This window comes from Microbacterium sp. 5K110, from assembly GCF_005774735.1.
Classification (GTDB): domain Bacteria; phylum Actinomycetota; class Actinomycetes; order Actinomycetales; family Microbacteriaceae; genus Microbacterium.
This window is the reverse complement of record NZ_VBUM01000098.1, coordinates 1-12,481: the sequence shown is the minus strand read 5'-3', so window position 1 is coordinate 12,481 and position 12,481 is coordinate 1. Positions and strand designations below refer to the sequence as shown.

General features: G+C 72.6%; 11 protein-coding genes. 6 read left to right on the top strand and 5 right to left on the bottom strand.

The genetic code is table 11. The features are described from left to right. Positions 1-213: 213 nt before the first annotated feature. Positions 214-936, bottom strand: coding sequence for a GNAT family N-acetyltransferase (locus tag FE256_RS15805; RefSeq protein WP_138177574.1), 723 nt, complete (start codon positions 934-936; stop codon positions 214-216). Positions 937-1,168: 232 nt separating this feature from the next. Next, positions 1,169-1,873, bottom strand: a complete 705-nt coding sequence (locus tag FE256_RS15800; protein ID WP_138177572.1) for an SDR family NAD(P)-dependent oxidoreductase — start codon at positions 1,871-1,873, stop codon at positions 1,169-1,171. Between the two features lie 209 nt (positions 1,874-2,082). Between FE256_RS15800 and FE256_RS15795 the strand changes: the two genes are divergently transcribed. The 3 genes from FE256_RS15795 (at position 2,083) to FE256_RS15785 (ending at position 5,621) form a co-directional block, all read left to right on the top strand. Continuing rightward, entirely contained in the window at positions 2,083-3,087 is a 1,005-nt protein-coding gene (locus tag FE256_RS15795; RefSeq protein WP_138177571.1) for an alpha/beta hydrolase, read from the top strand. A 178-nt stretch (positions 3,088-3,265) separates the two neighbouring features. After that, entirely contained in the window at positions 3,266-4,642 is a 1,377-nt protein-coding gene (locus tag FE256_RS15790; protein ID WP_138177569.1) for an amidohydrolase family protein, read from the top strand. A gap of 190 nt (positions 4,643-4,832) precedes the next feature. Beyond that, positions 4,833-5,621 (top strand): alpha/beta fold hydrolase, encoded by a 789-nt coding sequence (locus tag FE256_RS15785; protein WP_212743536.1) that lies wholly within the window; start codon positions 4,833-4,835, stop codon positions 5,619-5,621. 129 nt (positions 5,622-5,750) lie between these two features. Here the strand turns inward: FE256_RS15785 and FE256_RS15780 are convergent, their stop codons facing one another. Together FE256_RS15780 and FE256_RS15775 are read right to left on the bottom strand one after the other, a co-directional pair. Continuing rightward, a complete protein-coding gene (locus tag FE256_RS15780; protein ID WP_138177567.1) occupies positions 5,751-6,464 on the bottom strand; it encodes a response regulator in 714 nt (237 codons plus the stop codon). Then, positions 6,461-7,741, bottom strand: a complete 1,281-nt coding sequence (locus FE256_RS15775; RefSeq protein ID WP_138177565.1) for a sensor histidine kinase — start codon at positions 7,739-7,741, stop codon at positions 6,461-6,463. Before FE256_RS15775 ends, FE256_RS15780 begins: the two co-directional genes overlap by 4 nt. A 121-nt stretch (positions 7,742-7,862) precedes the next feature. Here FE256_RS15775 and FE256_RS15770 point away from each other — a divergent pair, with 121 nt between their 5' ends. The 3 genes from FE256_RS15770 to FE256_RS15760 are packed head-to-tail and all read left to right on the top strand — an operon-like array spanning position 7,863 to position 10,973. Beyond that, positions 7,863-8,891, top strand: coding sequence for a tripartite tricarboxylate transporter substrate binding protein (locus tag FE256_RS15770; RefSeq protein WP_171024374.1), 1,029 nt, complete (start codon positions 7,863-7,865; stop codon positions 8,889-8,891). Next, positions 8,891-9,448: a tripartite tricarboxylate transporter TctB family protein gene (locus FE256_RS15765; RefSeq protein ID WP_138177561.1), complete on the top strand. Its 558-nt coding sequence runs from the start codon at positions 8,891-8,893 to the stop codon at positions 9,446-9,448. Before FE256_RS15770 ends, FE256_RS15765 begins: the two co-directional genes overlap by 1 nt. A 1-nt stretch (position 9,449) precedes the next feature. After that, positions 9,450-10,973: a tripartite tricarboxylate transporter permease gene (locus FE256_RS15760; RefSeq protein WP_138177559.1), complete on the top strand. Its 1,524-nt coding sequence runs from the start codon at positions 9,450-9,452 to the stop codon at positions 10,971-10,973. A gap of 164 nt (positions 10,974-11,137) precedes the next feature. On the opposite strand, the gene FE256_RS15755 is transcribed toward FE256_RS15760, so the two are convergent. Continuing rightward, the gene (locus FE256_RS15755; RefSeq protein WP_138177557.1) at positions 11,138-12,346 is read right to left on the bottom strand and encodes an MFS transporter; all 1,209 of its coding nucleotides are present in this window, start codon (positions 12,344-12,346) and stop codon (positions 11,138-11,140) included. Between the last annotated feature and the right edge of the window lie 135 nt (positions 12,347-12,481).

The following is a 12,481-nucleotide window of genomic DNA, read 5'->3' as shown; positions in this document are numbered from 1 at the left end:
CTGCAGGAGTTGTGCCCGAGGTGGAGGCGGTGTCGCGGCGCGGGGTGTGGCATCCCGGCTGCATAACTCCGGCATCGGGGCCCCGAGATCCGGGGATGCCGCGGGCACGGTTGGTTCTGCAGGAGTTGTGCGGGTCGAAGCCGGGCGGGCGGCGCGCGGGTCGCGGGTCGAAGCCGGGCGGGCGGCCGCGCGCGTCGCGACCGGAGCCGCGGGTCAGGCCGGAGTGCGGGCCGCGGCGAAGCGGTTGATCCGGCGCAGCGTGAATCCCAGACGCTCGTAGGCGGCGATCGCGCCGACGTTGCTCGCCGCCGCGTGCATCATCGCCCGGTCGCCGCGCTGCTGGATGTGGAACGCGACGTCGAGGACGAGGCGCGAGGCCAGGCCCTGCCGGCGGTGGTCGGCGTCGACGGCGACGGCGCTGATCTCGGTCCAGCCGGTGGGGTGCAGCCGCTCGCCCGCCATCGCGACGAGCCGGCCCTCGCGACGGATGCCGATGTACCGGCCGAGTTCGTACGTGCGGGGCCGGAAGGGTCCGGGCTGATTCCGCTCGACGATCGCCATCATCTCGGCTGCATCGTCGGCGTCGAGTTCGATCGCCTCGTCATCCGGTCGCGTGCGCAGGGCGTCGGTTTCCACCAGCTGCACGCCCTCGCCCCCGCCGAGGAGCTCCCAGCCCGCGGGCAACTCGCCCTCGTAGCCCGACAGGCCCACCTCGGCGCCGGGGCCGACCAGCTCGCGCAACGCGTCCCACACGCCGGGGTCGTCCCACGTCCGGACGGCGACGAACGGTGCCACCTCTTCCGGGTACCGGCGCACGAGGTCGCCGCCGATGGCGAAGTCCGCGTGCGGACCCGCCAGCGAGTGCCACGCGGCGTTGTCGAGCACCGAGGCGTCCCGGTCGCGGGCATCGGTCGGGGCGAGGGGCGTCGAGGTCATGGCATCCGTTCGAGGTGGTCTACGCCGCTTTCAACGCCCACAGCGGTGTCGCATTCCCGCGGCGCTCGCCCCGTGGCGCGCGCGACCCGGTCCGAACTCCGGAGAAACCGTGGGAAGGGACTCCAGAACAGGTGGATGCCGGGCCTCGAGCGACATTTCTCAGGAGTTCGGTACGTCGGCGGCGCGGCCGGCGACCCGGTACCCCGGCGACCCGGCGCCCCGGTACCCCGCGTCAGTGCATGATCATGCCGCCGGTGACGTTGATCGCCTGGCCCGTGAGGTAGCCGCCGGCGTCCGAGGCGAGGAAGTGCGTCACCCCCGCGACGTCTTCCGGGATGCCGAGCCGACCCAGCGGCGATTTTGCGCTCCACGCGGCGACGTCTTCCGCGGAGCGGGTATCGGCGCCCATCTCGGTGAGCACGTACCCCGGGCACACGGCGTTGACGGTGACGCCGTGGCATCCCCACTCCTGCGCGCCCGCGCGCGTGAGCGCCACGACCGCGGCCTTCGACGCGGCGTAGTGCCCTTCGCCGCCGCCGCCGTGTTTGGCCGCCATGCTCGCGATGTTGACGATGGAGCCGCTGCGCGCCTCGAGCATGACCGGCGCGACCGCCTGCATCGTGACGAGGGTCGCCCGCGCATTGATGTCGAGCACGCGGTCCCAGTCGTCGACGGTGATGTCCAGCAGCGACACGTTCTGGAAGATCCCCGCGCAGTTCACGAGGACGTCGACGCCGCCGAGGGCCTCGATCGCCTCGCCGACCGCGCGGCGCGTGTCGAGCGGGTCGAGCAGATCGACCGGGAAGAAGGATGCCGATCCACCCGCGGGCGCGCGACGGTCGAGCACCGCGACGCGGGCGCCGTCGGCCGCGAAGCGCTCCACGATCGCGGCGCCGATGCCGCCGGATCCTCCGGTCACGATGACGCGCTGAGACATGGCACTCCTCCCCGAGCGTCGGGTGCGCCCGTTCGGCGTCACCGTACGCCCGGGCGCGAACGCCGCCGCGACGCCGGTGTTTCGGGGGCGTAACGCTCTCTCGTGCGGCGCCACGTCGTCGCCCCGGTGCCCCTACGCTCGGTCGCGGTCCCGGGCGGCGGCATCCGCGTGTCTTGGACACTCGACCACTCCACCCCGAGAGGAGCCCCGTGAGCGACGGCGTCCACCCCGCCATCACCGACCCCGACGTGCGCGCGCACCTCGCCCGGCTCGCCGCGCAGGCGGGCACGATCCCCTCGGGCGCGACGGATGCCGAGGGCGACGACGCCGCGCGGATTGCCGAGCTCCGCGCGAACCCGTCGTGGGTGCGGCTGCCCGACGACGAGGTCATCGAGTCGCTCGACACCGCGACCGGCGACCTGGCGCTGCGGATGTACCGGCCGCGCGCGGGACATCGCGGAACCCTCGTCTTCGCCCACGGCGGAGGGTGGGTCGCGGGCGACCTCGACAACAACGACGCCCTGTGCCGCGCACTCGCCGCCGCCACCGGCGCGCAGGTGCTGAGCGTCGGCTACCGGCTCGCGCCGGAGCATCCCTTCCCCGCCGGGCTCGACGACCTCGATCGCGCGCTGCGCTTCGCCGCCGACGGCGCGGGCGGTCTGGTCGAGGATCCCGCGGCTCTGGGCGTCGCCGGACACAGCGCGGGCGGCAACCTCGCCGCCGCGCTGGCGCTGCGCTCGCGCGAGGGCCGGGCTCCCGGCATCCGAGTCCAGGTGCTGCTGTGCCCCGTGCTCGACGCGCCCGACCCCGACCGCTCGAGCTACCGCGCCCACACCGAGAACCTGCCGCTGACCGCGAAGGGTATGCAGTGGTACTGGGGGCTGTACGTGCGGGATGCCGCCGCAGCGGGTGGGGTCGCACGGGAGCGTCGGTCCGATGCGCAGGTCGGGACCGCGGCGGTGCCCGTCGAAGCGGCGCCGCTGCGGGCCGCGGATCTCACCGGCTCCGCGCCGGCGGTGATCGTCGCGGCGGGCGTCGACCCGCTGTCCGATGAAGCGGAGGAGTACGCCGCGCGGTTGGCGGCATCCGGAACCCCCGTCGAGTTCGCGCGGCGGGAGGGCGTCCCGCACCTGTTCCTGGTGTTCCCGTCGACCCCGGCGCGCGACGCGGTGCTCGCGGGGATCGCGCCCGCGGTGCGGGCGGCGTTCGCCTGACCGCCCGGGGCGGCCGCGACGGGAGGAGATTTGGCGGCGGGAGGACGTTCGCGCGCGGAACGATCCTCCGCCGGCCGAAAATCCTCCCGCGCCCGCGTCGGTCCCTCTCCCGCCCCCGCAAACCACCCGCCGCACGCTCGGAACACCGCGGAAACACGCGATTGTTACCGTCATCAACATGTCGCTTCTGGTCACGAACGCACGTCTCATCACGGTCCCCGCGGGCACCGACGACCCCGGCTACATCGAGCGCGGATACATGCTCGTCCGCGACGGCCGCATCGCCGCGATCGGCGCCGGCGACCCCGATCCGGGGGTCACGGCCGACGAGATCCTCGACGTCGACGGCAAGTTCGTCGCCCCGGGCTTCGTCTCCTCCCACAGCCACCTGTTCACCAGCGGTTCCCGCGGTCTTGGCGTCGACCAAACGCTGTACGGCTGGTGCACGTCGATGTTCAGCGTCCTCAACAACGCCTCGCCCGACCAGATCTACTGGGCCACGCTGCACGGCTCGCTCGACTTCCTCGCCAACGGCGTGACCACCGCCTACAACTTCACCGACCCGCTGCTGCCGTGGGAGCCGATGGTCGACGGCAAGCGCTCCGACGGCGGGGGCGTTCTGCGCGATCACGCCTGGCACACCCGGCAGGCGGACGGATGCCTCGACGCGGGGCTCCGCTTCGTCGACTCCATCGCGCTCGATGCGACCGTCGGCACCGACGACGAGATCTTCGCCCGGTTCGAGGCATCCCTCGATCACATCCTCGCGATGGATCCGGACATCGCACTCGGCGCCTCGATCATGGGGCAGGTGCAGTGGTCGACGCGGCCGGATGCCGCCGAGATCGAGGTCGCGGTCATGGACCGCTTCGGCGTCACCAATCAGGCGCACTTCCTCGAGACGTATGAGGCGATCGAGCACCAGCAGACGAAGTTCCAGCTGTACAAGAACGCCGGGGCGCTCCGCCCCGGCATGATGTTCGGGCATTTCATCCAGACGACGCCCGAGATCATCCGGGATGCCGCCGAGGGCGGCGCCGCGATGTCGTGGCAGCCCGCGTCGAACGGGCGTCTGGCGTCGGGGATCGCGCACGTGCCCGAGATGCTGGACCTCGGCATGAAGGTCGGCATGGGCCTCGATGACCAGGCCTGCACCGACGTCGCCGACCCGTGGCAGAACATGCGCATGGGCATGTTCATGCAGCGCGCCCGCACCCACGACCCGCTGTCGATGATGCCCGAGCGCGTGCTGCGCCTGCACACCCTGGGCGGCGCCGAGATCATGGGCGTCGACGACCGCGTCGGCAGCCTCGAGGTGGGGAAGTTCGCCGACTTCGTGGTGGTCGACCCGCGGCTCCCCGACGTCGGCCCGCTGTGGAACCCCGTGCGCAGCTACGTTCTCGCGTGCGGCCTCCGCAACCTGAAGCAGGTCTACGTCGGCGGGAAGCTCGTGAACGAGAACGGTGTCTCGACCAACCCGCTCGCGGCCGAGGCTTCCGAGGCGCTGCACACGCAGCTGCCGGCGCTGGCGGACGAGTTCGGCATCATCCTGTAGGCCACTGGTCCCGCCCACCGCTCGAGAGCGTGCCGCCGGGCGGCGCGGCGCCGCAAATCGCCGAGACTGCATTCCACTGACAACTCCATTGCACGCTGCAGTGGGGATGTCAGGGAGATGCAGTCTCGCGGGCATACGGCGGCGGCCGGGCGTGCTCGCGCTCCGGGACGGAGCGTGCCAGCGTGGGCGCATGCGCACGACGATGGCCGGGCTCGACGTCCACACCTCCGCCGACGACCTCACGGGCCGCGAGGTCCTGCTGTGGCATCACGGCTCGCCGCAGACGCGGGCGATCCTGCCGCCTGTGAAGGCCGCCGCAGACGCCCACGGGCTCGCGGTCGTCTCGGTCGCCCGGCCCGCGTACGCCGGGTCGCCGCGGATCCCTGGCCGCAGCGTCGCCGACGTGGCCGAGGGGCTGCGCCCGGTCGTGGAGCGCTTGGGCGTGGCATCCGTCGTCTCGGTGGGTGCCTCGGGCGGTGGGCCGCACGCGATCGCGTGCGCCGCGGCGATGCCGGGGCTCGTCCGGCGCGTGGTGACGTTCGCCTCGCCGGCACCGTTCGACGGCAGTGACGCATGGTTCGCGGGAATGCAGGCCCCGCAGGCCCTGCGGGCGGCGACGCACGGCGAAGACGCGCGCCGCCGCTTCGCCGAGATCGACGAGTGGGACCCGGAGTCGTTCGTGGATGCCGACTACGCGGCGCTCGATGGAGACTGGGCGTCGCTCGGGGCAGACGTCGCGGCTTCCGCGCCGTACGGGATCGACGGGCTGATCGACGACGACCTCGCGTTCGCGCGACCGTGGGGGTTCGCGCTCGCCGAGGTCACGGCATCCGTTCTGCTCGTGCAGGGGGAGAGGGACCGCGTGATCCCGCCGCAGCACGCGCGGATGCTCGCCGCGGGGCTGCCGCACGCGACGCTCGACCTGCACCCCGACGACGGGCATGTCTCGGTGCTGCGGCACCTGGCGACGGCGCTCTGACGCGATCCCGGTTCGCGAGACCGCATCCGGCTGACATCCCCACTGCACGCTGCAATGGAGATGTCAGCCAGGTGCAGTCTCGAGACGCAGGCGCCGGCGCGGCGGCCGGGACCCGCCGCTCCCGGCCGCTCAGACGGGCGGCGGTGGCGCGAGCCGGTAGAGGATGCGCGGGCGGCCGCGGGCGCCGTACCGGTGCGCGAGGTCGATGACACCGGTGGCGACGAGGTGCTCGAGGTACCGCTGCGCGGTGGCGCGCGACAGCCCGCACGCGGCGGCGACGTCGGCCGCGGACACGAGGGTGACCGGGTCGAGCGCTGCCCGCACCCGCTCGAGGGTCACCGGGGCCAGACCCTTCGGCAGGGCGGACGCGGCGGGGCGGTCGGGAACGCGCACCGTGCCGGTCGTGAGGAGGCGGTCGATGTCGCCCTGGCTGAGCGACCGGTCCCGATCGGCCTCGGCTCGCGCACGCCGTTCCACACGGTAGGTCTCGAGGCGCTGGCGCAGCGTCTCTTCGGTGAACGGCTTCACGAGGTAGCCGATGACGTGGGCCGCGAGGGCTTGCCGCACCGTCACCTGATCCTGCGACGAGCTGATGACGAGCACGTCGAGACCTTCGGCGCCGAGGGTGCGGAGGCGATGCAGCACCTCGACGCCGCTGATGTCGGGCAGGCGCATGTCCAGCAGCACCAGGTCGACACCGCCGAGGGCCTGCGCCACGGCCGCCTCGCCACTGCCCGCCGACCCCACGACGGCGAACCCCGGAGCGCCCGCGACGTAGCGCCCGTGCAGGGCGCGAGCGGCGGCGTCGTCGTCGACGACGAGAACGCGGATCCGGTCGGTCATCGCGGCGCCGCCATCTCGAACTCGAAACGCGTCCCGCCCCACGCCGACCGCGTGACGAGGATCTCGCCGTCGCGTTCGGCGACCGCGCGGCGCACGACGGCGAGACCGATCCCGCGGCCCGTGCCGAGGGGATCGGGCTTCGACGTGTAGCCGCGGGTGAACGCGCGCTCGACGTCGCGCGGGTCCAGACCCGGCCCGTCGTCGTCCACGGCCCCGTGCAGCACGTCGCCGACGAGGTCGAGGGTGCACCGTACGCGCGCGGCGCCCGCTTCGGCGGCGTTCCGGCACAGGTTGGTGAGCACGAGCACGACGGTCTCGTCGATCGGGGTGTCGCGGTCGATCCGGACCTCCAGGCGCGCTCCCCGCGCCGACACCTCGCTGCGGAGGGCCTCGATGCTGGCGCTGACGACAGAGGCATCCAGGCGGGTCTCCGACGGCTCGCGGGGCGCGAGGCCGGGCATCGCGTCGGAGATGTAGGTCAGGGCGTCGCGGATGTCGCCGTGCGAGACGAGGCCGTGCAGCACGTGCAGGCGGGTGCCGAACTCGTGCGCCTGCTCGCGTAGCGCCACCATGGTGCGCGCGGTCTGCTCCTGCTCGGCGGCCAGCGCGTCCAGTCGCCGGAAGCGCCGCTCGATCGCCGCGGCCAGCAGCGACGACGCGAGCGTCCCGACGACGAGAGCCCCGAGCGCCCACGGCAGCAGATCGCCGAGTGCCTCGTCGCGGTCCGCCAGGATGCTCGACTCCAGCACGCCGACGGCGACCATGCCGACCACGGCGTCCCCATCACGGACGGGAACCTTCGCTCGCAGCGAGCTGCCCGAGGGTCCGGTCTCGGTGCCGAGGAACGGCGTTCCGGCCAGCACGCTGGCGTTCGTCGTCTCGACCTGGAGACCGCGCTGCCCGCTCTCGGGGTGGGTGATGCGCACGCCCTCGTCGTCGGTGATCACGACGTAGAACACTCCGGCGGTGCGCTGCACCAGATCGGCGAGCGGCTGCAGTGTCGACGTGGCCTCCGCGAGATCGCCGGCGTCGGCCAGACGCGCGCTGGTGCCGACGGACGAGACGGATGCCACGGTGCGGCGCACATCGTCGAGCTCGGCGAGGCTCGCCGCGACGTCGTAGACCCGCTCGGCGGTGTCGTCGCGGATGTGGCGTTCCTGCGCCGACGCGGCGATGAGGGTCGTGAGCCCCACGGCGGTCAGCACGATGAGGCTCGGGAGCACGACGAGCGCGCGGCGGACCACTCGGGCGGGGACCGAGGGGGTGACGTCGGGCATGGCAGGGACATTCTCTCGCGCGCACTATGAGCACAATGCGACCGGGGGGTGCGGTGCGGCCCCCTCCTTGAGAGCGTCGTCACATTCTGCGAGACGACGACGTTCGCAAGGAGGAGCTGTGATGACGGAGCCTACGCCTCCCTCTGCCCCCGACCATGCGCCCCCGGCCGCCCGGCGCCGATGGATCCCCCGCGCCATGGGCGGTGCGGTCGCCGTGACGGCGATCGCGGTCGCCGCGTACGGATCGATCACTTCGGCCGCCGCCGGCGACGACATCCACGCGTCGATGACGATCATCGCGCCCGCTGCGGCCGGCGGCGGGTGGGACGGTGTCGCGCGCGAGCTGCAGCAAGCGCAGAAGGCGAACGGCCTGGTCAACAACGTGCAGGTCGTGAACATGCCGGGCGCCGGCGGCACGATCGCGCTCGGCAACGTCTCGGTGCTGAACGGGCAGGCGAACAACCTCCTCGTCGGCGGGACGGGACTCCTCGCCGCCACGGTGCAGTTCAACTCGGCCGCGACACTCGACGACGTCACCCCCCTGGCCGTCATGGTCGAGGAGTACGACGTGATCGTCGTGCCGGCGAACTCGCCCTTCCAGACGCTCGACGATCTGGTGCAGGCGTGGAAGTCCGACCCGCGTGCGCTCCCCTGGACCGGGGGCGGCTCGTTCGATCAGCTCGTCGTGGCCGATCTGGCGCTCGCCGCCGGCATCCCGCCCTCCGAGATGACCTACATCTCGTCGGACGGCGGGGGCGAAGCCATCCAGGCCCTGCTGAACGGCACCGCCCAGGCGGCCGCGGGCGGCTACCCCGACAACATCGACCAGATCGAGTCGGGACGCCTGCGGGCCCTGGCGCTCGTCGCCGACGAGCCACTCGAGGGGGTCGACATCCCGACGGCGGCCGCGCAGGGGTACGACGTCACCCTCACCAACTGGCGCATGCTCGCCGCCCCGAGCGGTCTGAGTGACGAGCAGGTCGGCGACTTGACCGACCTCGTCCTCGAGTCGACCGCGACCCCCGAATGGGCCGACGCCCGCGCCCGCTACCACTGGACCGAGCGCCTGATCACGGGCGATGACCTCACGACGTTCCTCGCCGAGGAACGCACCCGGATCGAGCGACTGTACGAGGAGATGGGCCTGTGATGCCGTCGAACAACCCGACCTCCGTCTCGGCGGTCGTGGGCAACAGGCTGCGGTTCCGCCGGGGTCGCGGAGCGGTGGGAATCGCCAAGACGCTCGCGATGCCGGCGGTGCTCGCGGCGTTCGCGACGTACCTCGTGTACGGCATCGTCACGATGAAGGTGCCGCCGTCCGCGGCCTTCCCCGGGCCGCAGTTCTTCCCCGGCATCATCGCGGCGGGCCTCTACGTCTTCGCGGTCATCCTCGGGATCGGCGCGCTGCGCGCGCTCGGCGAGAGCCCGGCGGATGCCGCGGAGCCGGGCGAACGGTCGGTCGGCGTCGACTGGCGATCGTTCGCGTGGGTCGTGGGGTCGTTCCTCGTCTTCGCGTTCCTGCTCGGCATCCTGGGCTGGATCGTCGCCGCGGCAGTGCTGTTCGCGGGGATCGCGCGCGGCTTCGGCCACACCCGGTGGCTGTTCGCGCTGTTCGTCGGCCTGACGATCAGCTCGCTCACTTACATCGCATTCGACATGGGGCTGGGGCTCTCCCTGCCCTCCGGCATCCTGGGATGGGCCTTCTGACATGGACGTTCTCGCTCTGCTCGGCGAAGGATTCGCCGGCGCCCTGACCTGGCAGAACCTCATCTGGGTGCTCGTGGGCTGCGTGCTCGGCACCGCGGTCGGCGTCATGCCCGGCCTCGGCTCGTCGATGGCGGTCGCGTTGCTGCTTCCCGTCACCTTCTCGCTCGACCCGACCGCAGCGTTCATCATGTTTTCGGGCGTGTACTTCGGCGGCCTGTTCGGCGACTCGATCACCGGCATCCTGTTGAACACCCCCGGGCAAGCCTCGGCGATCGCCTCGACGTTCGAGGGCCACAAGATGGCGCTGAACGGCCGTGCGGCCCAGGCCCTCGCCACCGCCGCGATCGGCGCCTTCATCGGCGGCATCGTCGCGTGCGTGCTCCTGGTCTTCTTCGCCCCGCTGCTGGCGGATCTGTCGAGCAGCTTCGGACCGGCGGAGTTCTTCGCGCTCGCGATCTTCGCCTTCGCCGCGACGTCGTCGGTCGTCACCGACAACGCCGTGAAGGGGCTCGCCTCCCTCTTCCTGGGCCTCGGGATCGCGGTCATCGGCGTCGACGGCGTCTCGGGCGCACCCCGGTTCACGATGGACTCGCCGAACCTCTTCGACGGCATCTCGCTCGTGACCGTGACCGTCGGCATCCTGGCCCTCGGCGAGGTCATCTACGTCGCTTCCCTCGAGCGCCACATCTCGAACAAGACGCTCATCCGCCCCACGGGTCGCCCGTGGCTGTCGCGGAAAGAGCTCACGGAGGCCACCCCGGCGTGGCTGCGCGGCACGGCGATCGGACTGCCGTTCGGCGTGATCCCCGCCGGCGGAGCCGAGATCCCGACCTTCCTCGCGTACGGCATCGAGAAGCGCCTCGACGCGCGGCGGAAGAAGCCGGTGTTCGGCACCGGCGCGATCCGGGGCCTCGCCGCTCCCGAGGCGGCGGGCAACTCGACGACCGGCATGGCCATGGGGTCGCTCTTGGCCCTCGGCCTGCCGATCTCGGCGACCGCGGCCATCATGCTCGCGGCGTTCCGGCAGTACGGCCTGCAGCCCGGTCCGCTCCTGTTCGAGCGGGCACCCGACCTGGTGTGGGCGCTGATCGCGAGCTTCTTCCTCGCGATGGTGGTGCTGCTGATCCTGAACTTGCCGTTCGCGATGCTGTGGGCCAAGCTCCTCGTCATCCCGCGCCCGTACCTGTACGCCGCGATCGCGGTCTTCTGCGGGCTGGGCATCTACGCCACCTCGGGTGCGACGTTCGACCTGCTCCTGCTGCTGGGCGTCGGGCTGCTCGGTTTCCTGCTGCGCACCAACGACTACCCGCTCGCGCCGCTCATCATCGGCATGGTGCTGGGACCGCTCGCCGAGACGAGCCTGCGGGATGCCGCGATGAGCGCCAACGGCGACCTCACCACGCTCGTGCAGAGCCCGATCGCGCTGGCGATCTACGCCGTCCTGGCCGTGGTGCTGGTGTTCGCGATCCGCAACCGCGTGATGGCCCGACGGGCGCCTGCCCGCGAGCTCGTCGACGCGTCCTGACGGGCGGCCGGGTTGGGGCGGCGCGTGCGAGCCGCGTCCTGGCGGTCGGCCGGGCCGGGGCGGCGCGTGCGAGCCGCGAGACTGCATCCGACTGACAACTCCACTGCAGCGCGCACCCCGGATGTCAGTCGGATGCAGTCTCGGCGGAGGTCGCGCCCGCCGCGTCAGCGACGCGACACCCGGAGCAGCGCCTCACCGATCGCGGCGATCGCGGCGGCGGCCGCCAGGGCCACCGCGATCGTGATCAGCGCGGTCGCGGGGCCCGTCGCATCCAGAGCCGATCCGGCGATCACGCCGCCGATCGGGACACCCAGCGACATCGCCGCCGTCGGGTAGGCGAGGGTCTCGGTCACGCGGCCTTCGGGGGCGCGGGCCGAGGCCACGAGGATCCCCGACACCATCACGGGCGAGACGGCGAGACCGAGGACGAGAATCGCCGCGAACAACACGGGCGCGGATCCCTGCGCCACCGGCAGCGCCAGCGCGACTACCGCGGCGAGCGCCGCGAAGCCGATGTAGCGCGCGATCGGCGACAGCCGCCACGCGCGGGCTCCCGTGATCACCGATCCCACCGCGATCGCCACGGCAAGGGCGCTGAAGGCCGGACCGGCGAGCCACGGGCGACCACCCACCTCCGCCCAGCCGACGAGAGTCACGTCGAAGGCGCCGAACACGCCCCCCAGGGCGATGCACGCCAGCGCGACGGGCACGACGCCGGCGGGCGGCCACACGAAACGGGGGCGACCTGCGGTGTCGGTCCGGGCGGGTTCGGTCCCGCGCTGCGAGGCGAGCCACACCCCGCCGACGAGCCCGAGCACGAGCGAGCCCAGCATCGCCACGGCCGGATCGATCGCCGCCGCGACGGCCGTGATCGCCGGCGGACCCGCGATGAACACCATCTGATCGGCGATCGTCTCCAGCGCCAGCGCGGGGGTGCGCTGCGACTCCGGCGCCAGCACCGTCCACCGCGCGCGGACGGCCGAGGTGAGGTCGGGTGTCGACGCCCCCGTCGCGAACGCGGCGACGAGCCACGTCCAGAACGGCGCACCCGTCAGCACGAGGGCGAGCAGAGCGGATGCCGACAGCACGAGGCATCCGAGCGAGATCAGGATGACGCGGGCCTGGCCGTGCCGGTCCATCCGCGACGACCATAGGGGCGCCGCGATCGCCATGCCGACGACGAGCGGCGCTACCACGACACCGGCCGAGCCGAAGCTGCCGGTCGCGGCCGAGACGAGCAGGATGATCCCGAGCGACAGCGTCGCCCGGGGGAAGCGCGCGAGGATGCCGGCCGCGACGAAGGACCGCGCCCCGGGCAGGCGCAGTACTTGCCCGTAGGCGCGGATGCCGGTCGCTTCGGCCGCGACGCTCATGCGGTGCCTCCCTGCGCTCGTGCACAACTCCTGCGGGCGTCGAGTCGCAAGGGCCGTGGCGTGCCGTGGCGTGGGGTGTGCAGGAGTTGTGCAGGGGCAGGGGCGGGGGCGGTGCCGGTGCCAGCGGCGCGGGCG

Bases quoted from the DNA above. Each gene is read 5' to 3' on its own strand.
- FE256_RS15785 (WP_212743536.1), top strand. From the start codon at position 4,833: ATGCGCACGACGATGGCCGGGCTCGACGTCCACACCTCCGCCGACGAC.
- FE256_RS15770 (WP_171024374.1), top strand. From the start codon at position 7,863: ATGACGGAGCCTACGCCTCCCTCTGCCCCCGACCATGCGCCCCCGGCC.
- FE256_RS15805 (WP_138177574.1), bottom strand. From the start codon at position 936: ATGACCTCGACGCCCCTCGCCCCGACCGATGCCCGCGACCGGGACGCC.
- FE256_RS15800 (WP_138177572.1), bottom strand. From the start codon at position 1,873: ATGTCTCAGCGCGTCATCGTGACCGGAGGATCCGGCGGCATCGGCGCC.
- FE256_RS15790 (WP_138177569.1), top strand. From the start codon at position 3,266: ATGTCGCTTCTGGTCACGAACGCACGTCTCATCACGGTCCCCGCGGGC.
- FE256_RS15780 (WP_138177567.1), bottom strand. From the start codon at position 6,464: ATGACCGACCGGATCCGCGTTCTCGTCGTCGACGACGACGCCGCCGCT.
- FE256_RS15765 (WP_138177561.1), top strand. From the start codon at position 8,891: ATGCCGTCGAACAACCCGACCTCCGTCTCGGCGGTCGTGGGCAACAGG.
- FE256_RS15755 (WP_138177557.1), bottom strand. From the start codon at position 12,346: ATGAGCGTCGCGGCCGAAGCGACCGGCATCCGCGCCTACGGGCAAGTA.
- FE256_RS15760 (WP_138177559.1), top strand. From the start codon at position 9,450: ATGGACGTTCTCGCTCTGCTCGGCGAAGGATTCGCCGGCGCCCTGACC.
- FE256_RS15775 (WP_138177565.1), bottom strand. From the start codon at position 7,741: ATGCCCGACGTCACCCCCTCGGTCCCCGCCCGAGTGGTCCGCCGCGCG.